The sequence below is a fragment of the Paenibacillus sp. ACRSA genome (assembly GCF_022346845.1).
Classification (GTDB): Bacteria; Bacillota; Bacilli; order Paenibacillales; family Paenibacillaceae; genus Paenibacillus.
In genome coordinates this window covers 788,956-812,913 of the sequence record NZ_JAKRNP010000002.1, presented here as the reverse complement: position 1 = coordinate 812,913, position 23,958 = coordinate 788,956, and the positions used below count along the sequence as shown (strand labels likewise).

The 23,958-nt window shown below is 44.5% G+C and carries 16 protein-coding genes; 15 read left to right on the top strand and 1 reads right to left on the bottom strand.

What is annotated here, in order from left to right; genetic code table 11:
* Nucleotides 1–107: 107 nt before the first annotated feature.
* From MH215_RS08580 to MH215_RS08510, 15 genes are all read left to right on the top strand, one after another.
* Nucleotides 108–806: a hypothetical protein gene (locus tag MH215_RS08580; RefSeq protein WP_239289660.1), complete on the top strand. Its 699-nt coding sequence runs from the start codon at nucleotides 108–110 to the stop codon at nucleotides 804–806.
* A gap of 299 nt (nucleotides 807–1,105) precedes the next feature.
* Nucleotides 1,106–2,887 carry a sensor histidine kinase gene (locus tag MH215_RS08575; RefSeq protein ID WP_239289658.1) on the top strand — a complete coding sequence of 594 codons (1,782 nt, stop codon included), beginning with the start codon at nucleotides 1,106–1,108 and terminating at the stop codon, nucleotides 2,885–2,887.
* Between the two features lie 66 nt (nucleotides 2,888–2,953).
* Nucleotides 2,954–4,573, top strand: a complete 1,620-nt coding sequence (locus tag MH215_RS08570) for a response regulator (protein ID WP_239289656.1) — start codon at nucleotides 2,954–2,956, stop codon at nucleotides 4,571–4,573.
* Nucleotides 4,574–4,696: 123 nt separating this feature from the next.
* Nucleotides 4,697–6,385, top strand: a complete 1,689-nt coding sequence (locus MH215_RS08565) for a type 2 periplasmic-binding domain-containing protein (RefSeq protein WP_239289654.1) — start codon at nucleotides 4,697–4,699, stop codon at nucleotides 6,383–6,385.
* 245 nt (nucleotides 6,386–6,630) lie between these two features.
* Nucleotides 6,631–7,521, top strand: coding sequence for an ABC transporter permease (locus MH215_RS08560; RefSeq protein WP_056700390.1), 891 nt, complete (start codon nucleotides 6,631–6,633; stop codon nucleotides 7,519–7,521).
* 29 nt (nucleotides 7,522–7,550) lie between these two features.
* Nucleotides 7,551–8,429, top strand: coding sequence for a carbohydrate ABC transporter permease (locus MH215_RS08555; RefSeq protein WP_056700393.1), 879 nt, complete (start codon nucleotides 7,551–7,553; stop codon nucleotides 8,427–8,429).
* 40 nt (nucleotides 8,430–8,469) lie between these two features.
* The gene (locus MH215_RS08550; protein ID WP_239289652.1) at nucleotides 8,470–9,549 is read left to right on the top strand and encodes a glycoside hydrolase family 53 protein; all 1,080 of its coding nucleotides are present in this window, start codon (nucleotides 8,470–8,472) and stop codon (nucleotides 9,547–9,549) included.
* A gap of 66 nt (nucleotides 9,550–9,615) precedes the next feature.
* Nucleotides 9,616–11,688: a beta-galactosidase gene (locus MH215_RS08545; protein WP_275446023.1), complete on the top strand. Its 2,073-nt coding sequence runs from the start codon at nucleotides 9,616–9,618 to the stop codon at nucleotides 11,686–11,688.
* Nucleotides 11,689–11,903: 215 nt separating this feature from the next.
* Complete coding sequence (locus tag MH215_RS08540) at nucleotides 11,904–13,343, top strand: NAD-dependent malic enzyme (protein WP_239289650.1); 1,440 nt, start codon at nucleotides 11,904–11,906, stop codon at nucleotides 13,341–13,343.
* A 1-nt stretch (nucleotide 13,344) separates the two neighbouring features.
* A complete protein-coding gene (locus MH215_RS08535) occupies nucleotides 13,345–14,079 on the top strand; it encodes an HD domain-containing protein (RefSeq protein ID WP_239289648.1) in 735 nt (244 codons plus the stop codon).
* Nucleotides 14,080–14,385: 306 nt separating this feature from the next.
* A complete protein-coding gene (locus tag MH215_RS08530) occupies nucleotides 14,386–15,450 on the top strand; it encodes an FUSC family protein (RefSeq protein WP_056700400.1) in 1,065 nt (354 codons plus the stop codon).
* A gap of 216 nt (nucleotides 15,451–15,666) precedes the next feature.
* Nucleotides 15,667–16,134 carry a pyridoxamine 5'-phosphate oxidase family protein gene (locus MH215_RS08525; RefSeq protein ID WP_239289646.1) on the top strand — a complete coding sequence of 156 codons (468 nt, stop codon included), beginning with the start codon at nucleotides 15,667–15,669 and terminating at the stop codon, nucleotides 16,132–16,134.
* Nucleotides 16,135–16,558: 424 nt separating this feature from the next.
* Nucleotides 16,559–18,934 (top strand): RNA polymerase recycling motor HelD, encoded by a 2,376-nt coding sequence (helD, locus tag MH215_RS08520; protein WP_239289644.1) that lies wholly within the window; start codon nucleotides 16,559–16,561, stop codon nucleotides 18,932–18,934.
* A gap of 496 nt (nucleotides 18,935–19,430) precedes the next feature.
* Nucleotides 19,431–21,257, top strand: a complete 1,827-nt coding sequence (ade, locus tag MH215_RS08515) for an adenine deaminase (RefSeq protein ID WP_239289889.1) — start codon at nucleotides 19,431–19,433, stop codon at nucleotides 21,255–21,257.
* 602 nt (nucleotides 21,258–21,859) lie between these two features.
* Nucleotides 21,860–22,780: a hypothetical protein gene (locus MH215_RS08510; protein ID WP_239289642.1), complete on the top strand. Its 921-nt coding sequence runs from the start codon at nucleotides 21,860–21,862 to the stop codon at nucleotides 22,778–22,780.
* Nucleotides 22,781–22,993: 213 nt separating this feature from the next.
* Here the strand turns inward: MH215_RS08510 and MH215_RS08505 are convergent, their stop codons facing one another.
* Nucleotides 22,994–23,908, bottom strand: coding sequence for an AraC family transcriptional regulator (locus MH215_RS08505; RefSeq protein WP_239289640.1), 915 nt, complete (start codon nucleotides 23,906–23,908; stop codon nucleotides 22,994–22,996).
* Between the last annotated feature and the right edge of the window lie 50 nt (nucleotides 23,909–23,958).

Sequence of the window (23,958 nt, the reverse complement as noted above, 5' to 3'; positions counted from 1 at the left end):
GTACATAACCGAGGATGTCTTTTTGTCGTTTGACGCACGCATTTGGATTGTTAATCATAATTAGGAAAAATATGATATAATCAGGTGGCTGATTAGGGGGTGTTTATGTGTCGAGGGCGAAACTCACGTTCTCAATCATTTTTTTGCTATTTTCGATCATTTTTACCTTCAACCATCATCTGGGCTTCTCGGTAGGTGATACGATATTGAGTAAAGTGGGATTGTTACCTTATACAACAACATATGTTAGAGGTGTTCATATCACACTTTTTATAGGTCTCGGTATGCTGGTCTATAGTTATTTCATTACACGTAAAGTGTTGGGATCATCGTTCCCACGACTTGCCAACAAGCTATGGTTAATGGTCTTGGTCATTGTTCTCAGCTATTCCTTCATCACGGATAAAGTCATGTACGTCGTCAAATGGAATGCAACGGGAACCAAAGCCGTTTCTTATGTACAAAACCAAAGTTCGTGCATGTACGATGTAGTTGATGATGGCGATACCTTAGCGAGCTGTTATCTAATCATCAAAAACTACAGTGGACAACTTGTAGTTGCTATGGTCAAACCTGATCTTGCACGTAGTTACAGAAATCAAGACGATCCACTCTATGAATCTTTAAACTCGGTTGAGCTAAAGCCTATACGTATAGAGATTGAACCCCGTGGTACCTTTGCGGGTCAGCTTGCATTCACCGGTTTAGCAGGATCACCACTCCCTTTTCAAGGCAAACTACATGATATTGTGCTTGATATCGGGATTGAAGGACAGAATATCGTATTTGATTATGAGATGCCTTAGCAGCATAGAATACATACATAATTTCCATTACAATGGATTAAGAAGAGCCGGCGAAAGCCGGCTTTTTTGGATTATATAGCTAGAATTAGTGCAGAAATATTGACTTTGTGACCTGTATCTTACGCTTGCAAACGCTTACAATGGAGAGTGAGCTACTCTGCTTGTATAGTAAGAAGGGTGTAAGAAAGCGATGATGTGAAAACGGATCGGATGAAAATACGAAAATAATCATTTATGTTTATAGCATGTATAGCTAAAATAGATGTCACTGACAATTTGAGACAAGGTGAGATGAGAACATGTCATATCGGACAAACCTATTTTCCAAAATGGTTATTTTGATTTTAATTATGTTAATTCCTGTCGTATTGCTCTATTGGTATTCCAATCACAAAACAACAGCTGTGCTTCGCGATGAGCTCAATCGCTCAAACAGCAATCAGCTTGAGTTCTTTCAGAATCAGGTGAACACACATATTGAATTGTTATCATCTTGGCCGAATCTGCTCATTCATGATCCCGATATTGCTAGCTTTCGACGGATCTTTGCAGATAGCTCGTATTTTGATCTGGATACCATCAATCTGGTAAAACGAATCCAGAATAAGTTAAGCATTCAGGAAAGCTCCTCTAACTGGGAGACAAAATTGTATTTATACTCACCTTCCTTGGGCAGAGTTGTATCTGAACGGGACGCCCGCTCATATGACAAGCTGTCCTTACAGAATTCAATCTCTTCAGGCTGGGACGTACGCCGAATTGCTGGTGTAGCAGGAGAGGATGATCGCTTCATGTTCAGCTGGATTACGGTATCGCCCTATGGGATTAGTGACCCGGCAGTGAATGCGGAAACGATCATTAAACTGGAGTTTGATAGCAGCAACATCCGTGACATGTTAGACAAGTTTAAAGATGACGGAAGGCACGACCCCTTCTATTATCGCGAAGATGCAGGGGTCATCTATAATCGTACCTCGGATCGAACGCTAACCGGCCAACTTATCAATCAGTTGTCCATTCATCAGCTGAAGGATGTGGACAATCGAACTGTTGTTATTGATGGGGAGCCTTACATGGTCAACACGGTGAAATCAAGCACAACAGGCTGGTATCTGGTTGATTATATGCCGCTGTCAGCGATTTTGAAGCCGATTCATCAATCGAATCTATTGTTTTATTCCTCGATGCTCTGCCTTTTTCTAATGAGTTTTCTGGCAGCCTATATGTTATATGTTCAGGTACAGGTGCCGGTCAAGCAACTTATTCGTGGATTCCAGCGCTTGAAGCAGGAGGATTATTCTGTTCGTATTCAGCCTAAAGGACGTAATGAATTTAGCTTCCTGTCCGAACGGTTCAATTCAATGGTAGATCAGATTCAGCAGTTGTTTGAACATGTGTATTTGGAACGAATTCATGTGCGTGAAGCTAGACTGAAGCAGCTACAGTCACAGATTAATCCGCATTTCTTCTATAATTGCTTCTCGTTTATTACCAGTATGGCTAAGCTCAAACGGGTGGATGCCGTCGTGGCGATGTCACATAATTTGTCTAGATATTATCGTTATACAACGAGACAGGAACGGGATGTCGTACCACTTACAGAGGAAATCGAATTCGTGAATTGTTATTTAGAGATTCAGAAGATGCGTATGGATCGCATTCACTACACCATTGATTTATCCGAAGATATACTGCTGCAGGAAGTTCCACCACTGATTGTTCAGCCATTAGTAGAGAATGCAGTGATTCATGGGATCGAGGCAGATGCTGAGGCGGGAGAGATCAAGGTCACGGGTGAATGCCGCGAAGGGATGATGATCCTTCAGGTCGAGGATGATGGCCAGGGGATGAATACCGAAGGGCGAGAAGCTCTGCTGTTAAAACTCAGAGGAACGATGGATCAGGAAATGGGCTGTGGCCTGTGGAATGTGAACCAGCGTTTGCAGCTGAGATATGGTGAGAAGGCAGGTCTTCATATTGAGGAATCTCAGCTTGGCGGATTGCGAGTGACGTTAAGATGGCCTGTGGGTGAAGAGAAGATTACAGAATTACAGGCGCCGATGGATGAAGAGCAGATGTGATGTATGACTATGAGGATGTGCAATGAGAGCTAAGAAATGCAGCGTTGAAGATGAGGAGTGTATAAATTGATTGATATTTTATTGGTGGATGATGAGACGTATGTAACAGAAAGTCTGGAATTGACAATCCCTTGGGGTGAGCTTGGGGTAACGACAGTGTTTCGTGCTGCTTCTGCAAAAGAAGCATTAGCGATTATGGAAGAAAATGCAGTGGACATTGTAGTGACAGATATTCGTATGCCAGGCATGTCGGGACTGGATCTTGTTGCAGAAGTCAGTACCCGTTGGTCGCATATCCGTTGTATTTTGTTAACAGGTCATAGTGATTTTGAATATGCAAAAAAGGCGATTCAGTTGCAGGCTGCCGATTATATTCTCAAACCAGTTAACGATGATGAATTCATGGCATCCGTATCCGCGGCGATCACGTCACTTCGAGATGAATGGGATGAATTCGATAAATATCACCGCTTATTATATAGTCGCAAGTCCGATTACAAAATTCTACGCGAAAATTTGATGCATGATCTTTTGTTAGGCCGTGAGATTACAGCTCGGGCACTTGGTGAACAGTTGCAGCAGTACGAGATTCAACTGGAACCGGAACAACCAGCTGTTATGATGTTAATTCGTCTTGCCGGTCGATTCTCAAGTATGGATCAACAATCATTAGATCTGATGGATTTTGCGGTGGGAAATATCGCGGAAGAGGTGTTTGGTCCACAGTTTAATGTTTGGTTTGGTCATGGCCCTCATGAATGCCTAGTCATGTTGATACAGCATCAGAACTTAAACGGAGCCGAAGCGATGATTCTGAACGAGATTAAGGAACCTACCGCTACCTTTCGGGAGCATGTCATTCGATATTTGCAGGGAGATATCTCTATGGTCGTAACGCAGCCGTTTGCTTTTGAAGAACTAACGACAGCATATCGCCGGGGATTAGGCTCACTTGTGCTTACAGGACCAGAGGAGAATATGATTCAGTATCTGGATGCTAACACGACCAAGCGCTCCGATAATGATGCGCAGGCATTGGATGAGCTATACAAACCGCCAGTTCTGCCTCAATTGCTGGAAACCAAACAGTGGGAGGCAGCCGCACGTAAGCTTGAGGCTGTATTTGATGAAGCAGAGCGTGTGCGATTGTCACGAGAACATGTCTATGAGATGTATTTATCCGTAACGAATGCATTTATGTATATTGCACATAAACAGGGACATCTCGTACATGAGATTGATCATGCCGGCTTTGACTTGCTCTTGGCACATCAGTTGATTCAATCACCTGAGAAGCTGCGCCGCTGGGCAACAGAAATGTTAACCAAGCTCCAAGAAGAACTATCTGATCAAGAAGGAACACAGAGCCGAAGACATGTTATTAAACAAGTTCAAGAGCTAGTAACCCGTGAAACAGGGCAAGAGTTATCTGTGAAGATGATTGCGGACAAAGTGTACCTGCATCCAGTATACCTATCCAAAATCTATAAGGCAGAAACAGGAGAGGGTCTAGGGGACTATATGATTCGCATGCGGATGGAGCGTGCATTGTATCTGCTCAAAAATACGAATAAAAAGATATACGAGATTACGAGTGAGCTTGGGTACCAAAATCCTCAATATTTCAGCAAAATGTTTAAAAAACATTACGGGATGACCCCAAATGAGTATCGAGATCAGTCGTAATTACAACATAATTCCAGAATATAGGTTGGCAAAGGTGCAGAAATCTTGATTTCGTATCATAGGAACAAAGGCCTGGCCAGCCTATAATGAAAGGGTAACCAAAACGATTGAAGGGGGAACAACATGAGAGCGCAATCAACGAAAAAGAAATTTTTGTCGCTTCTCGCTACAACACTGAGTCTGACTGTCGTTCTTGCAGGATGTTCAGGAGGCAGTGCGGAGGAGAGTGCAGCACCAAGTACATCTGGTGTTCAGAATGAATACAAAGAAAAGTATGACCCAGAGGTAACCATTACAACTGCATGGGGGATTGACCCTGAACTGAAATTCAAAAATGGTGAATCCATGGAAAATAACGTAGCGACCAAATGGGCTAAGGACAAATTCGGTATTAACATTAAGTCACTTTGGTCTGTAACGGATACAAACAGTGCGTTTGCAACTAAACTGCGTCTCGCCATGTCTTCAGGTCAAGAAATGCCTGACATTGTGACCATTGGCCAACCAGATAACCTGGTTGCTCAAGATTTGATCGATTCCGGCATGTATCAGGAAGTGGGGCCATTGTTTGACAAATATGCTTCGGACACATGGAAAGAAGCTATGGCTCAAGATTCAAACGTATGGAATCAGTACAGTCGTGACGGCAAGAGAATGGGAATTCCGGTACTCGACTATGCATACAACAATGATTACCTGCTCTGGATTCGTCAAGACTGGTTGGACAAGCTGAACCTTGAAGCACCAAAAACGATTGACGAGCTGGAAGTTGTTATGGAAGCGTTCAAAAACAAAAACCCGGACGGCTTGGCTCCGGATAAAGTAACACCACTCAGTATTGGTTTCAAAACGTCCATGAACACATGGATGGGAGATCCATCTTGGATCTTCGGTGCATACGGTACGCTGCCTTCCCAATGGAATGTGGGAGCAGATGGCAAGCTGGAATATGGTTCAATTAATCCAGGTATGAAACAAGGTCTTGTTAAATTGAATGAATGGTTGACCAAAGGTTACATTCCTCAAGAAGCAGCACTGTGGGATGAGAACAAAACTGCAGAACCAGCAGTTGCAGGTACAGCAGGTATTATCCCTGGTCCTTATTGGATGAGCGGATGGCCGTTGACTGACACAGTGAAGAACGTACCAAGTGCTGTGTGGAAGCCAATTGAAATTCCGGTAGGTCCTGAAGGCAAAGCAATGCGTCATGGTACGCAATTTGTTAACGGTGTTACACTGATTAAGAAAGATATGCAGAACCCAGAAGCATTCTTCACCTACCAAAACTACTTGTTCGACAATTATGCTGATCCAGCACCAGGCAGTGAGTATGATAACGGTCTGTTCGATGGTTATGACTTCCAACTGGATGCTAATGGCAAACAGAAAAAACCAGATGATATTGATGGTGGATATGTCAATGTAGTACGTTATTTGCTCGTTCGTGATGGTGCACGTATTCCTGATGCACAGATGAAAGCATTGCTTAATCTGGCAGATGGCAAAGAGCCAGAAACGAAGCTTGAAAAAGACGTAGCTGTAAACTATGGAGCAGAAACGCCAGCAGCAGCTAAAGTGTTGCTTGCACAGGAAGACATCTCATTCAAAAACATGTTTACTGGTCCGACGACAGCGACAATGAAATCCAAATTGGATTACCTCAACAAAATTGAGAATCAAACCTTCAATGAAATTATCTATGGCAAAAGTCCGGTAGATTCGTTCGATACGTTTGTTCAAACGTGGAAAGCCGGTGGCGGAGATCAGATCACTCAAGAGGTTAACGAGTGGTACGAAGGTGTAAGAAAATAAGGTTTTAACCGGCGCGCAGGCTACTTGTAGTCTGCGCGTTTTTTTGTTTTTTGAGAAGACATGAAGACGTCATTCATGGAAATTGGTTCCAAGACAAATGAAGCATTGTATGGTTCTAAAGTAGTTGCTTTTGTGCCATTTATATTGCTTTTATGCGCTGTTTGAGTGCCTCAAAAGCTTGATATAATCGCATTATAAGCCACTCAGGGAGTACTTGAGTAGGAAGAACTACAGGGGGAGCAATCATGAGAACTTTGAAACGTACTTGGCCATTCCACGTAATGCTGCTGCCAGCCATCATCTTTCTGATCATCTTCAGTTATGTGCCTATGGGCGGGATCGTTATGGCATTTCAGAACTATAAGCCATGGCTTGGAATTAGCGGCTCCGATTGGGTCGGATTGGACAACTTTAGATACTTGTTTGAACGTGAGGACAGCTTGCAGGTTATCTGGAATACATTAATCATTGCTGTGCTCAAACTGATCTTTAACTTATGTGTACCGTTTGTGTTTGCAATCCTGTTGAACGAGGTTCGTAAGATGGCTATTCAGCGGACCATTCAAACGTTGGTATATCTGCCTCACTTCTTGTCTTGGGTTATCCTGGGCGGGATTTTGCTAGACTTGTTGTCAACTGGAGGATTGGTTAACCGAGTATTGGGAACCTTCGGACTCGGACCATACTTCTTCCTAGGCGATAACAGCTTGTTCCGACCAACGATCATTCTAACGGATGTGTGGAAGGAATTCGGTTATAACATGATTGTCTTTCTGGCTGCACTTGCCGGTATTAACCCGGCGCTATATGAAGCAGCTGAGATTGACGGAGCGAATCGTTGGAAACAAACCCTTCATATCACTGTTCCGTCTCTCGTACCGATGCTGATGGTTGTTGGAACACTGGCACTGGGAAATGTATTGAATGCCGGTTTCGACCAAATTTTCAACTTGTACAACCCACTCGTGTATCAAACAGGGGACATCATCGATACATTCGTATATCGCTCGGCGCTGGAAAATGGAGAGATGGGCTTCGCTACTGCGATTGGATTGTTTAAATCCGTCATCAGTATGGTGCTGATCCTCGTATCGTACAGCTTAGCCAAGAAGTATGCCGGATACCGCATATTCTAATCGAATGAACAGAGAAGGAAGGGACCACGATGTATCATAAAACGAAATCATATCGCGTGTTTAACGTTATCAATATTTGCTTTCTGCTGTTAGTTGCCATCATGTGTATCGTCCCGATGATTCACGTACTGGCTGTCTCGTTCAGTAATAAAGCTGCTGCAGATGCTAACCTGGTCAGTCTCTGGCCAGTGGGCTTCTCGCTTGAAGCTTACAAAAAGACAATGAATAATCCCATTTTCTTGAACTCTCTCTGGATTTCACTGCTTCGTACCGTGATTGGTACAGCGATTACCTTGCTGATTACGTTCTTGGCAGCCTATCCGTTGTCCAAAGAAAACAGTGAGTTCAAAGGTAGAACGATCTACTCCTGGATTTTTGTATTCAGTATGATTTTCAACGGTGGACTGGTTCCATTCTATATGGTTATCCAAAAGATCGGATTGATGGATTCCTTCTGGGTGCTGGTACTCCCAGGTGCAGTAAACACATTCCTTGTCATCTTGATGCTGAACTTCTTCCGTGGTATTCCAAAAGAGCTGGAGGAAGCAGCACTGATGGACGGAGCAAACCATTTTAGAACATTGTTCAGTATCTTCCTGCCAATCTCCATGCCGTCAATCGCAACCATTGCCTTGTTCAGTATGGTATTTCACTGGAATTCCTGGTTTGACGGATTGTTGTATATGAACAATGCCAAGGATTACCCGCTGGCGACATTCATGCAGACCGTTATTATCAAGCGTGATATGAGTACGATGGCGATGAATCCGAAAGAACTGGAAACGATCTCTCAGACAACAGTACGAGCTGCACAGATTTTCATTGGTAGTGCGCCGATTCTGATTGTGTATCCTTTCTTGCAACGCTTCTTTGTTAAAGGTATGACACTGGGCTCAGTTAAAGGCTGAGCTCAGAACGTAATTACTTCGTTCAATGGAGGTTGATCGTGTGAATAACCGGTATAGTGGGCCATTCATTCTTGGAATGGATGTGTCATTTATGGATGAGATCGAACAACATGGAGGCAGTTTTAGTGATATAGATGGCAAAGAGCAAGATCTGCTGTCTATTTTGAAACATAACGATACCAACGCCATTCGACTGCGGATCTGGAATGATCCGGCTGGTGGCTTCTGTAACCTAGAGCGGACAGTCGCTGTAGCCAAACGTATTAAGGCTCATGGTCTTCAATTTTTGCTTGATTTCCATTATTCAGACCGTTGGGCTGATCCAGCTAATCAGTGGAAGCCGAAGGCATGGGAGGAGCTGTCTTATGAAGAGCTTCAACGTGCGGTGTGCAACTATACGGCAGAGGTATTACGAACGCTGAAGGAGCACGATGCATTGCCGGATATGGTGCAGGTAGGTAACGAGATCACGCCTGGTATGCTGTGGGATGAGGGTCGAGTAGGTGGAGAGGAACATGATACCGATGAACAGTGGGAACGCTTTGCAGGGCTTGTGAAGTATGGTATCGCTGCCGTGAAATCGATCGATTCAGATATTAATATTATGATCCACATTGATCGTGGCGGAGATAATGCAGAGAGCGTCAAGTTCTATGATCGCTTTGAAGCGCTCGGCGTAGAGTTTGATACCATAGGTCTCTCTTATTATCCTTGGTGGCATGGCACACTCGACGCATTGAAGGAGAATATGCATGATCTGGCGAAACGTTATGGTAAAGAAATTGTAGTTGTAGAAACCGCTTACCCATGGACGTTAGAAGAGCTTGAAGGTCATGAGTGGATTATGAGACAGGAAGATATGCTGTTGCCCGGGTACCCAGCGACCGTTGAAGGTCAACGTCGTTATCTGAGAGACATGTTACAGATTATTCGTGAAGTACCCGATGGCTTAGGTGTCGGATTCTTCTATTGGGAACCGGCATGGATTCCTAGTAAACCCGAATGGTCGGTTGGACATGCGAATAACTGGGCGAACTTAGCGATGTTTGACTACAAAGGACGTAAGTTGGAATCGTTTGCAGCATTAACCGATGGTCAGGATACATTAATAACTAAATAGTGTATAGCTACAGTTTGAACAGCGTTATCACAACAATAGATTACATCATTAAAGGAGTTTTTCCCTATGACATACAAATTTCCACCTGTAAGCTCGAAAGCACCACACATGCTTCACGGAGCAGACTACAATCCGGAGCAGTGGCTTCGTTACCCTGAGATCCTTGAAGAGGATATTCGCTTGATGAAGCTTGCCAAATGTAATGTGATGTCGATCGGCATTTTCTCTTGGGTATCCCTTGAACCGGAAGAGGGCGTATACACGTTTGAATGGCTTGATCAAGTATTGGATCGTTTTGCGGCAAACGGCATCTATGCTTTTCTAGCAACACCAAGCGGAGCGAGACCAGCTTGGATGTCTGCTAAGTATCCAGAGGTGCTGCGTGTGTCCGAGAACCGTGTTCGTAATCTTCATGGCTTCCGTCACAATCATTGTTATACTTCACCGGTTTATCGGGAAAAGGTGACTGCAATCAATTCCAAGCTTGCTGAGCGTTATTCGGATCATCCGGCAGTGATTGGTTGGCATATTTCCAATGAATTCGGTGGAGATTGCCATTGTGATCACTGTCAAGCAGCATTCCGCGAATGGGTTCAGAACAAATATAAAACGCTCGATGAGCTTAATCATGCATGGTGGACTACATTCTGGAGTCATACGATCACAGATTGGAGTCAAGTTGAGTCTCCTGCTCCGCATGGTGAGACACAGGTACATGCGATGAATCTGGACTGGCGCCGCTTTGTAACCGATCAGACAGCTAACTTTATCGTTCACGAAACTAAACCTTTGAAAGCTAAAAATCCGGATTTACCGGTCACAACCAACCTGATGGAGTTTTACGGTGGGTTGAACTACTGGAAATTTGCTGATATTCTAGATTTCCTCTCATGGGATAGTTATCCGACATGGCATGACGCGGATGATGATGGGAAACAAGCATCCAGAATCGCAATGATGCATGACATCGTTCGTTCCATTAAGGGTGGACAACCTTTCTTATTGATGGAAAGCACACCTAGCTCAACGAACTGGCAAGAAGTGAGCAAGCTGAAACGTCCAGGCATGCATCTTTTATCCTCATTACAGGCTGTAGCACACGGATCAGACAGCGTGCAGTATTTCCAGTGGAGAAAGAGCCGGGGTTCTAGTGAGAAGCTGCATGGTGCAGTGGTAGATCATGTTGGAACAGAGCATACACGCGTATTCCAAGATGTGACTGACGTAGGTACAGCGCTTGAAGGCATGGAGGCAATTGTTGGAACAGCGGTTCCAGCAGAAGTAGCCATTATCTTCGATTGGGAAAATCGCTGGGCTGTTAATGATTCTCAGGGACCACGAAATATCGGTGTGAAGTACGAGCAGACGGTGGAAGCGCATTACGAAGCGTTCTGGAAAAAGGGAGTGGCTGTAGACGTTATCGATATGGATGCAGACCTCTCCAAATACAAATTGCTTGTTGCACCAATGCTTTACTTGATGAGAGAAGGCGTTGGAGAGCGCATCGAGAAGTTTGTTGAAAATGGCGGAACCTTTGTGGCAACGTATTGGTCCGGCATTGTTAATGAGAATGATCTGTGCTTCTTGGGTGGATTCCCAGGTCCGCTGCGCAAAACGCTGGGAATCTGGTCAGAGGAGATTGATGGATTACATGATCGTGAACTGAACGGAATCATTCCAGAGAAGGGCAACGAGCTTAAACTGAATACAGAGTATGATGCAATTGAGCTGTGTGACCTCATTCATTTGGAGGGTGCGGAATCCCTTGCTACGTATCGTTCTGACTTCTATGCAGGACGTCCTGCACTGACGGTTAATCGTCTGGGATCAGGGAAGGCATATTATATGGCGGCACGTCTGAAAGAACCATTTTATGATGACTTCTACGGTAGCTTGATCCATGATCTGAACATTGAACGTGGATTGCAAACAGAGCTTCCGGCAGGAACCACTGCACATACTCGAACCGATGGAACAGCAGATTATGTGTTTGTGCAAAATTATACATCGGAGACGAAACAAGTGCAGCTGGATGGTCAGTCCTATACCGATCTGCTTCGTGGAGAAGCGGTTCCAGCGCAAATCACACTGCAACCGTATGATATTCGTGTATTGCGCAGAGCTGTAGAGCGTAAATAAAAATAACCATCTTATCAAGGCCACCTTGAACGTCGTTTAGACGTGCAGGGTGGTCTTTTGCATAGGTTAGGTTTAGTCAGTGATCTCAAGGTTAGATTCATAGCAAATGAACCCTTTTAGACTTTTTCTGGGTAAGATAAAGGAAAAGAGTGCATGTGCAGCGAAGAGAAAAAGGTAACATGCAACTCAAGACTTACAGTCTGGGAGGAATTGGAATGAATCAAAGGAATCTAGATGGCAACAGCATTATTATTCGGCTGGAAATGACAACGAAAGATATCAAGTTTGGCGAAGTGGCATCGGCCATCTCGGAAGCTGGCGGAGACATCATTGCCATTGACGTGATTTCAACAAACCAGGATGTTAGTGTACGCGACTTAACTGTGGCAGTAACCGATTCGCAGGATAACAGCAAAATTATAGACGCGGTACGCGAGCTAAAAGGCGTATCCATCGTTAACGTATCAGATCGAACGTTCCTTTTACATTTGGGAGGTAAGATTGAGGTAACTCCGAAAACACCGATTCATAACCGGGAGGATCTGTCCCGTGTGTATACACCTGATGTGGCTCGTGTGTGCTCAGCCATTGCGGATGAGCCGGGCAAGGCCTTTTCACTAACAATTAAGCGTAATACTGTAGCCGTTGTATCGGATGGAAGTGCTGTTCTTGGTCTTGGCAATATCGGCCCGCGCGCCGCAATGCCTGTAATGGAAGGTAAGGCGATGTTATTCAAACAATTCGCTGGTGTGGATGCTTTTCCAATATGCCTAGATACGCAGGATACCGAGGAAATCATTCGAACTGTGAAAGCGATATCACCTGCATTCGGTGGTATTAATCTGGAGGACATTTCCTCACCGCGTTGCTTCGAAATTGAACGCCGCTTGAACGAGGAGCTAGATATCCCTGTTTTTCATGATGACCAGCATGGTACAGCAGTTGTGTTATATGCTGGATTGATCAATGCACTGAAATTAGTCGGAAAATCGATTGCGGATGTGAAGATCGTCGTATGTGGTATTGGTGCGGCAGGCGTGGCTTGTAGTAATATTTTGTTGTCCGCAGGGGCTAATCGACTAATTGGCGTAGATCGTGAAGGTGCTCTTGTACGCACCCAGACATATGAGAGTGAGGTCTGGAGCGACTACGCGGCTCGAACGAATCCGGAGCTTGAGACAGGCTCCCTGCGTGACGTTATCCGTGATGCAGATGTATTTATTGGTCTCTCACGAGGCAATCTGCTATCCAGGGAAGATGTACAATCGATGGCAGCAGATCCAATCGTTTTTGCCATGGCAAATCCTGTACCAGAGATTATGCCTGCTGAGGTTGAGGATATCGTAGCCGTGATGGCGACAGGACGTTCGGATTACCCGAATCAGATCAATAATGTGCTTTGCTTCCCGGGCATGTTCAGAGCTGTGCTGGATTGCCGTGCAACAGAGATCAATGAGGAGATGAAGTTAGCTGCGGCGAAGGCCATTGCTGCTGCGATCTCTGATGAAGAGCGTTCTCGCTATTATATTATCCCAAGTGTGTTTAACGACAAAGTTGTCAAGGCGATGCGTAATCGTATTGTCGAGGCGGCGGTAAAAACAGGTGTGGCTCGTCGTGTACCACGGGAAAAAGCACGTGAAAGCGAGGAAGTGTAGGATGAGTGAGCATGCTTCTGAGCGAACTACAGCAAGTCTGCAGGAATCAGGTGTGAACCATCAGACCGATGGCATGCGGGTTGGTGAGGGAATTCTTCAAGCCGCGCGTGCTTTTGTTCAGGCGGATTTAGCTGCACATGCGGATGGTCATGATTGGCCTCATATCGAGCGGGTCACTGCTCTGGGGGTAGAGATTGCTCATCGGATGGGAGCAGATCCATTTATCGTTGAGCTCGCAGCGTTACTGCATGATGTGCCTGATGAGAAGCTGAATGCAAGTTTGGAGGCGGGCATGGCGAAGCTGCACGCATGGCTGGATACACAGCCGCTTGAGGCAAGTACACGCGATACGGTCGTGAACATTATCAGTACGATCTCTTACGCAGGTGGACAACGTCCTGAAGTCTCCAGCTTAGAGGCTCAGGTTGTACAAGATGCAGATCGTCTCGATGCGCTAGGAGCAATCGGGATTGCCCGTGCTTTTTCATTTGGCGGTTCCAGAGGACGGCAGATGTATGATCCCACCCTTCGCCCACGGGAACAGATGACCCGGGAGGAATATCGCAATGGGCGCAGCACAACGATTAACCATTTTTACGAGAAACTGTTTAAGCTGAAGGATCTTATGAATACATCATATGGTAAAGAGCTGGCGGAGGAACGACATGCTTATATGGTGCAATTCGTAGAACAGTTCAAACGTGAGTGGGAAGGAACCGATAAAGACAACATATGAGCGTATCCTGCGTTATTTAGGGAATAACAACGAATAGCGTAATAGCATGAATAGACCGTTTCTCTTTAGCAGAGTTCGGTCTATTCTTATTGCAATGGATTGAAGTGGAGTCAAAGTCGCTTCTCTCCTTCGAATTAGTGTGTATGAATGCACTTTCGAATAGCACAGACTACATATTCCGTGGTACAATGAATCGTTCTTGTGAGAATATGACATGAAAATAAAGATCACTACAATGAAATACGGGGTAATAATGATTAATAATGCAGTTTACAGAAAAGATAGGTTAGGTAAGGAGGGGTTGCCGTGTCGTTCGGAGCACGAGTGCTTAAGACAGGGATTGCGGTAACGCTTGCTCTGTACCTCAGTATGTTTCTTAACCCGCAGTCGCCTGTGCCGGCTGCGATCGCGGCGATTTTTGCCATGCAGCCATCCATTTATCGATCATGGAAATACTTCTTGGATCAGTTGCAGACAACAACACTTGGTGCCATTGTTGCGCTACTTGGCGGTATGGTACTGTCCAATGAGCCCATAGCGGTTGGATTGATTATTGTGCTCGTTATCATGATCTGTCTTAAACTGAATATGGGTGAAACCGTAGGTCTGACATTGGTTACCGTGGTTTCCATTATGGAAGCTTCGGGAGATTGGCATTTTGCACTGAATCGGTTTCTCTTAACGCTTATTGGTATCGTGTCAGCCTTCCTAATCAACATTACAGTCTTTCCTCCCAAACCGAAGGTGCAGTTTGTGAAGCAGATTCAGAGTGTATTTAACAGCATGTCGCTCTTGCTACGAACGTCCATCTCAGATGAGATTAAGGAAGCTGTATTTCGAGACGAGAAGAGCAATTTGGGAGGCTCCATTAAATCCTTGTCAGATAAGTACAATTTGTTTGAGGAAGAACAGAAGAAGATGAAACGTTCGAAATTCAGTCAGACCCGCCAAATGGTTGTGTATAAGCAGATGTTACTGAGTCTGCAAAAGGGTTATGAAGTATTAGACTCTGTCGAACGTCACTATTTCCAAGCACAGCGAAGCCCTGAGTTGGATCGTTTCTTCGATACCCACCTGGAGAGATTGATTAAATTTCACGAGCACGCACTTCTGAAATTCGAAGATAAGTTGAAGCCCAATGGTGAAGAGGCGGAGCAGTTTATTTTGGACAATGATCATTTTATGGAGCAAGCGATCACGGAGTTTGATGTTGACCAGAACGGCATGCTTCGACTGTCCATTGTTGCTGCGGCGATCTATGATTATGGCTATCAACTGGAGCGCCTCAACCGCCTTGCTGATCATGTACACAGTGGAAGCGATGATAAGGACTCACAGGATCATATCCTGAATTGGATTAAGTGGCCTTAATAGTGAATTGCAGTTGGCGGCATACTCATATACAATAGAACCACAACTTAGCCCGGGCAGCCTTGTCCGGGTTATTTTGTTGCAGGTATACCAAACCATTAATATTATAAATGCGTTCAAAATTTAAACCCCTTATTCGATACTGAGATGCCACTAGGCACCTTCGTAATCAAAGCGGACTTTTTGAACTATCTATAATGAACCGAGGGAGATCTTATGACTTCAATAATAACAGAACTTAACCCTGGATTAATGCAGTGGTTCGATGGGCAGCATTTACAACATAAAAAACATGAAGCCATGCAGCTACTAACCGTCTCGGAAGATGCGTGGCCTCATCAAGCCATGATTAGTGTGGGAGAACTGGTTGCGATAAGTCCAACCGTGCTGAGACTTGCATTGTGGTCTGGAACGCAGACAAGCCAAAATATGGAGCGGACAGGCAAGGCTACTTTGATCGCCATTGTAGATCATCAGTTGTTAACTATTCGACTTGCGTTACGTGCGCTTCCTCCCTTACCTGGGTCTGTTCATCCAAGGGATCGATACGAAGGTGAGATAAGGAGTATTCGTGTAGATCATGCGCCTTATGCGGATATCACTTCCGGGATTACCTTTCAATTGAAGGATGAGCCTGGCACATTAAAGCGCTGGGAAGAGACGATTGCAGAGTTGCGACTATAGAGATTACTTATAAATCTCTTATTAGTACGTAAACGATCATAATTACCATGTGAAATGATCTATATCGATCCATATGGTGGGTAATAATAAGCTAAGAAGTGATGATGTTGCATAGGATATATGGGGTGTTGGGGAAGAGCTAGTAGCAGGGGAGTGTGTCATTAAACGTAATGACACAAGAGCTTACAACAATTCATTGAAGAAATATGTAGAAGTTAGAAAATAACATTAGAAAATAACAAAAAACGCCTCCACTTGCATCGGGACGTTGTCACTGGTACAATAAAAAATGGTTTTCAAAAAATTAGAACTAATTAACATAAATTTAAAATGTTTACTTTCTAATAATTATACCATGGCCTAGTCGGGCTTGTCAAATGGGCTTTTGAGGACACATTCCGGGGAAAGAGGGGCATAGGATTATATGAGTACAGATCAGCAATGGAGCGAAGAACAGCAGCGGGTCGACAGTGTAACCAATCAGATTGAACGTAAAATTACAACTCTTGAACAAGAGGTTGGTTCCTTTAGAGACGAAGTTGTAGAGATGAGAAAGGATTTCTGGGACGAGGTTACGATGAACTTCAGTGAAGCCGATGATGTAGGGGAAACCTCTACAAGTATGCGGCAGCAGTCACAGGTTCTATCGGATCGGGAGCGTAGTCATTTGAATACGGCAGCGGCACTCGACAAAATGAAAAGACTACATCACTCGCCCTATTTCGGACGCATCGATTTCAAAGAGGACGGATATCCGCAGGCAGAGTGCATTTATCTTGGCATTGCTTCCTTGTTGGATGAGAAGGAGGAATCCTTCTTGGTGTACGATTGGCGTGCCCCAATATCCAACCTGTATTATGACGGTGCGCCAGGGCCAATCACATATGAGACACCCAGTGGTGAGATTAGCGGCGACATTGAGATGAAGCGGCAATTTGTCATCCGTGAAGGTCGTATCCGGTTCATGTTTGACACAGGTGTAACCATCGGTGATCAATTGTTGCAGGCCGTTCTAAGCCGGACGTCAGATGCCCAGATGAAAAGTATTGTGGCGACGATCCAGAGAGAGCAGAACCGTATTATCCGTAATGATCGAACACGTATGCTGATTGTACAGGGAGCTGCTGGAAGCGGCAAAACGTCGGCTGCCCTTCAGCGTGTAGCCTATCTTCTATATAAATACCGTGAACATTTGTCAGCGGATCAGATGGTGCTTTTCTCGCCAAACCCAATGTTCAATAGTTATGTATCAACGGTATTACCTGAGCTAGGGGAAGAAAATATGTTGCAAACGACGTTCCAAGAGTATCTGGAGCGCCGTCTTGGACGGGAGTACCAGCTTGAAGATCCGTTTATTCAGCTTGAATATGTGCTCTCGGCTACAGAAGACGCAGCTTACCCTGCACGCATGTCTGGTATTCGATTCAAATCGTCTGAATTATTTCTGAAGGTAATTACGGAATATAAAGAAAACTTAATGGTCGATGGAATGAAGTTCAAGCCGGTTCGTTTTCAAGGACGTGCTGTTGTTACCGCTGAAGCGATGGAAGAGAAATTCTACAGTTATGAACCATCGGTGAAGCTGGTGAATCGGCTCGAAATGTTAAGAGACTGGATGTTGAAGGAACTCTCCGCATTCGGGAAAAGTGAACTAGAGGCACCTTGGGTAGATCAGCAGCTTGATCTGATGGAGCCAGAAGAACTGCAACGAGCGTTCCAGCGTCTGAAGCGTAAACAAAAAGGGAAGGCAGATACATTTGATGATTTTGGGCAGGAACGCGAGATTCTTGCCAGAATGGTCGTAAGTAGTCGCCTTAAGCCTTTGCGAAAATGGATCAAATCTTTGCGCTTTGTTGATGTTCGAAAGCTTTATTCACAATTGTTCAAGGATCAAGGACAGATCGTTCGACTGCTGGATAAAGAACCATTGCCTGCACACTGGGAAGAAATCAGCGATATGACTCTTCGGAGAATGAAAGAACAAGAGCTTGCTTATGAAGATATCACACCGTATCTGTACTTACGTGAACTATTGCTTGGGTTCCATATTAACTCTAACATCCGGCATGTAATTATTGATGAAGCTCAGGATTACTCTGCGTTCCAGCTGGCTTTTATGAAAAGACTATTTCCGCGAGCCAAGATTACAGCACTTGGTGATTTCAATCAGGCGATTTATGCCCATTCCTCTGTGCTGAGTGGGACAGGACCATTGACGAACCTATACGGCCCTGAAAATACCGAACTAATTGAGTTAACCCGTAGTTATCGCTCAACCCAAGAGATTGTGGAGTTCACGAAGGGAATGGTTCCGGGTGGAGAAGAGATAATTCCGTTTAACCGTAGTGGGGAGAAACCTCAAGTTATTGTCACAACGTCTGAGCAGAAGCATCTTGATCTGATCACTGCTGACCTTAACGCCTTAATTCAGGAAGGATATGAGTCCGTAGCAGTGATCTGTAAGACCGCAGAAGAGAGTAGAGAAGTACATGAAGCACTCAGTAAAGTATTAACTACTGCGCCGAAGCTGATCAAGAAAACGACGCTAGCGTTCGAACGAGGTGTTCATGTCATACCTGCCTACTTAGCAAAAGGTGTAGAGTTTGATGCGGTACTCATCTACGATGGTTCTGCAGAGTATTATGCCCAAGAGCATGAGCGCAAGTTGTTCTACACGGCGTGTACACGGGCTATGCATTTGCTTCATATCTATTGTTTAGGTCAACCGAGTCCATTTATCACTTCGCAATCAGAAACGTTATATGATACGGGAAAGGTAACTGCTGTTCAGGGGGATTAAGCAAAGTGATATAGACTTAACGAAACCAAGTAGACTTCCGTCCGACTGGACGGAAGTTTTTCTATATATTTTCTGACATTATAGAGGTTGTTCAAAAAGTCCGCTTTTGATTACGAAAGATGCCTGACGGCATGTCATCATCGAATATGGGATTTAGCCGAAATAAGCGTGAGGCTTACGAAGCTTGTTTCCTTCGGAAACATGTAGTTGCTCACGTAGGTTTGCCTACGCTCTGCTACTCCATTTCTAACTTCACCCCATCTTCTCGGTACTGAAAACCGCCCTTTTTGAACACGTACTTATAGATGAGCAAGTTTAAGTGGTTTGGATGCTTTGGATAAATTTCGCATCTGAATTTGGATTTAAACACAATTGGTGTAAATGTTCTTTACACTCAGTGTTCGGGCTCATATAATCGAAACAATATACTTTTTTAGAGCGTTTAATTCAGGAGGAGGCAACAACATTGAACAAATCATCTTTTGACCGACCGCTAATGGCGGATTGTGTACCTGATCTAGTGGCAACAGCACGTGGGGACTTGCCAGCAACATTGGTGATTCGTGCCGGGACACTAGTCAACGTGATATCCGGTGAAATTTTAGAAGGTATGTCTGTAGCTGTACAGGGTGCACGGATTGCATATGTCGGCAAAGATGTAAGTCATACGATCGGAGAACACACTCGTATCATCGAGGCGAAAGGCAAGTATATAGCTCCGGGACTACTGGATGGTCACTGCCATATTGAAAGTACACAGATGAAGGTAACAGAGTTTGCACGAGCAGTGCTTCCGTCTGGTACAACGGGTGGATTCTTTGACCCTCATGAAATCTCGAATGTCCTTGGACTTCAAGGTCTGAGAATGATGCTTGATGAAGCTCGGACGACACCAATGGCTGCGTATATGCAGGTTGCATCATGTGTTCCTTCCACGCATCCAGGACTAGAGACGACTGGCGCTCACATTGGTCCAGAGGAAGTCGCTGAAGCTCTCTCTTGGGGACCAGATATGATTGGTCTTGGCGAGGTGATGAATTTTCCAGGGGTTGTGTATGGAGATGAAACGATGATTGGAGAGATTCAAGCTACGCTTCGAGCAGGCAAAGTGGCTGATGGACACTTTACGTGGGCAGCAGATGACTGGCGTTTGCCAGCCTATGCGGCTAGTGGAGTAACTGGAGATCATGAATGTGTGACGAAGGAAGATGTGGTTGAACGTCTGAGACTAGGCATGTATGCCAAAATGCGTCAAGGATCAGCTTGGCATGATGTGGCTGAGACGATCAAGGCTTGCACGGAGCTCGGCTTGGACACACGCCGGATGATGCTGGTTACGGATGATCGCAGTTCAGAGTCGTTGCTGAAGGAAGGACATATGGATTTTGTTGTGCGTCTCGCGATTTCGCAGGGCGTGAAGCCGGTAACAGCGTTTCAGATGGCAACCATTAATACGGCTGAGCGTTTTGGTGTGGCTCGGGATATTGGCGCAATCATCCCGGGTAATATTGCTGATATTATTTTGCTGGATGGGCGACTCGCCGATGTGCGTGTTGGTATGACGATTGCGGCTGGGCAGGTCGTGGCAGAGAATGGTCAGATGACTGCCGTGTGGAATAATTTCGTTTACCCTGAAGAGGCATTGAATACGGTGAAATTGGAACCTGCAATTACGTCAGAGCAGATGGAACTTGCTGCGCCGATTGAAGAAGGCACGATTGGGGCTAAGATTATTCATGTAACGGAGAATCATGTGGATACGAAGGAAAAACATCTCCCCGTTGCTGTACAGAATGGTCGGGTTGTAGTATCTACAACAGGTGATGTATGTAAAATTGCAGTGCTGGAGCGCCACAAACAAACTGGGAACCGAGCTGTAGCTTTAGTTGGAGGTATTGGCTTCACTGCACCAGCAGCCATTGCAATGACGGTAGCTCATGACAGCCATAATCTGTTGATTATCGGTAATGATGATGCTTTGATGGCTGAAGCGGGTAATCGGGTCATTCGCTTGCAAGGTGGCGTTGCAGTAGTGACAGGTTCAGGAGTGACTGAGTTCCCGTTACGGATTGCCGGATTGATGTCAACGGAGTCCTTCGAAGAGGTGGCTGTTCAATCCGCCGCCATTAGCGAAGCATTGCAATCGGTGGGCTGTACACTGAATAATGCATTTATGACCTTATCATTGCTGGCATTGGTTGTAATTCCAGAACTGCGGTTATCTGATAAGGGGTTGGTACGGATCTCGGCAGAAGGGATCGAGCTGGTTTCCTTGTTTGATGAGACAACAGAGAACGTGAATGCCGCCCCGGCTGGTTCGTAAGTACTTTAATACATCATTACAACGTTATATTAGAATTGAAATGAATTTGATAATAAATGAGCAAGCCATCTAGAGCGGATCTAGATGGCTTTTTTGTGCTTTTAACGGAGCAAAACATATTGAATTTTGTACTTAAAGAATAGGATGAAACGGAGCGATTGTCTGAAAATTGTCTAAAAAGCAGAGTGGATCGCCGGAAGCAGTGAAATGATCCGTCGGAAGTAGCCTAGCTGCAAGCTTGTTGCAGAACTCAACGAAGGGATATAGTGAGCGATTCATTTTGAACAAACTAGCAAGAAAACGCTTCCTAGGTCTTCTGTCGGTAGGTTTCATATGTTCATAATGACTGAAGTCTTGTGTGTTAATGCGTTAAATAAGGGAAATTTTCGTTAATTGAGACTTTAGAACTATAAATACAGAAGTGTGAATACCCGAAATAATGTTATATGATTCTTTCGTCGTAAGTCTTAGAGATGACATTGCATATAGAAGCAATTCACTAGATATAGCCTTTGGTAAATACGCCAAGATGTTTAAATTACGACAGTTTTTGCTGGGAGCTATAGGTCAGAGAGATATAACATTTGAGGGAGTGTACGAATATGCAACAGAAGTCCAAATACCATTTTATCAAACTTGTTAGTTGTCTAATCCTCGTCGCTGGTGTTACGTTTTCTTCAAAAACGATTGCAGAGGGTTCAGTTGAAAGTTATGAGAGCATTCACGGTGCGATTGAGCAGCCTATCCGAGCTACATGGGTTTGGGATACCACTCAGATTCAAAGTCGTCCACAAGAAGTGCTGAAATTTGCCAAAGAAAAAAAGGTGAATACAATCTACCTGCAATTGAACCGGGATGTGAAAATTCCTTATTATACAAGCTTTATTCGTGAGGCTAGAGCGAACCATATTGCAGTGGATGTGATGGACGGCAGATCTGCTTGGGGACTGACCGAAAGTAGAGGGCAAATCGCTGATTTTCTAAACTGGATTGAGGCGTATCAAAATCAGGTACAACCAAATGAGAAATTTGCAGGCATTCATTTGGACATTGAACCCCATGTGCATCCACAGTGGAAAACGAATCAAGCGAGTGTTATTACTCAATGGATGGGAAATGTGCAGTACATTATGGATCGTGCTAAACAGATGAAGATGCCAGTTGGGGCAGATCTGCCGTTCTGGCTGGATAATTACAAAGTTCCTGGTTCGACGCAGGCGGTTAGCAATTGGATGATTCAGAAATATGATTCAATCACAATCATGGCCTATCGAGATACAGCAACTGCAATTTATAATGTGGCGAAGGATGAGCTTATCGATGCAGCACAACAAGGCAAGAAGATATCCATTGCTGTAGAGACGAAGCAAAGTAAAGAGGGCGACTTTATTACCTTCTATGAAGAGGGTTCGGAGTACATGGAGTCTCAGCTTAAGCTGGTGGAGAATATGGCTAAAGTACATTCATCCTTCAATGGATTCTCAATTCATGAGTACACATCTTGGAAAACTCTAAAGAACTAGGGAGTATAAGCTTCTAATTTTAATGTAGAAAAAAAGAAAACACCCTTCCCAAAGATGTCGCGACGATTCCTGTTGCTGACATCTTTTTTTGACTTAGGGAAGGCCTGTGAGATGCTTGAATCAAGAGCTTTTGAATGAATTATAGCGAACATGCAGGGATCCAAGTGTATCAGCTGACATGTTACCATGTACCCGCAGGCTAAATAATACCGATCAGATCAGCATGGGCTTCACGTCAACTTTCTCATAGAACATTTTTCGGTACTGTGATGGTGTGGTGCTCTTATGTTTCTTGAACGTGGTAATAAAGTAGCTTAGGTGCTCAAAGCCAACGTCCATCGCAATGTCTACGATTTTATGATCGGTGTTCTCCAGCAAGTAGCAGGCCTGTTGCACTCTATAATAATTAATATAATCGACAGGACTTTTTTGCACCATCTGTTTGAAGAATCGGCAAAAGTGGCCTTCACTCATGTTTGCCTCATCTGCTAATTCCTTCAGCCGTAATGCTTCTGGATAATGTTGATGAATGTACGATAGCACCGACTTCAAGCGTTCCACTTTATCATGGCTGCCTGTTGAAAGAATGCCGTTGGTAGTAGCTGGACGCATGTGTTCGAACATCTGTGCAAATATAAGATACAAATATGCTTTGGTGGACATTTCACACGTCTCTGAGTTCGTTGCGTGTTCGGCAAATATGCGTTGTAAATACAGCAGGATTTCTTGTCCCCAAGCATCACTAGGTTTGATGTGGTTCGGAGGCACAAGTGTCTTGTGAACGAGCGGATGAATAAACTTTTCTTGAATCGTATCAAAAGTGCGACTCCCCAGCAGTTCAGGGCTGAACACAATGGAAGAAAAGACGCAAGGAATACTACCCTTCAAATAACCAACGTGAATCTCTCCGCGGTTAACAAAGATGGCTTCCCCGGCTTGTACCTCAACGGTGTTCATATCAATCTGAAAGACGGCACTTCCTTGTGTAACCATAGTGAACTCCATCTCGTCATGCCAGTGGCAATCCAGAATGATATCACCGTCCAGCTGTTGAATATCCGGATATACACTAACAGGATACATGGCATCTCCGTGTACCCGATCCTCTCGTAAACGTTCGCGTTCCATGATGTGGCTCCTTCGATGATCATTATTAATGAAGCAATTAAATGTAAATG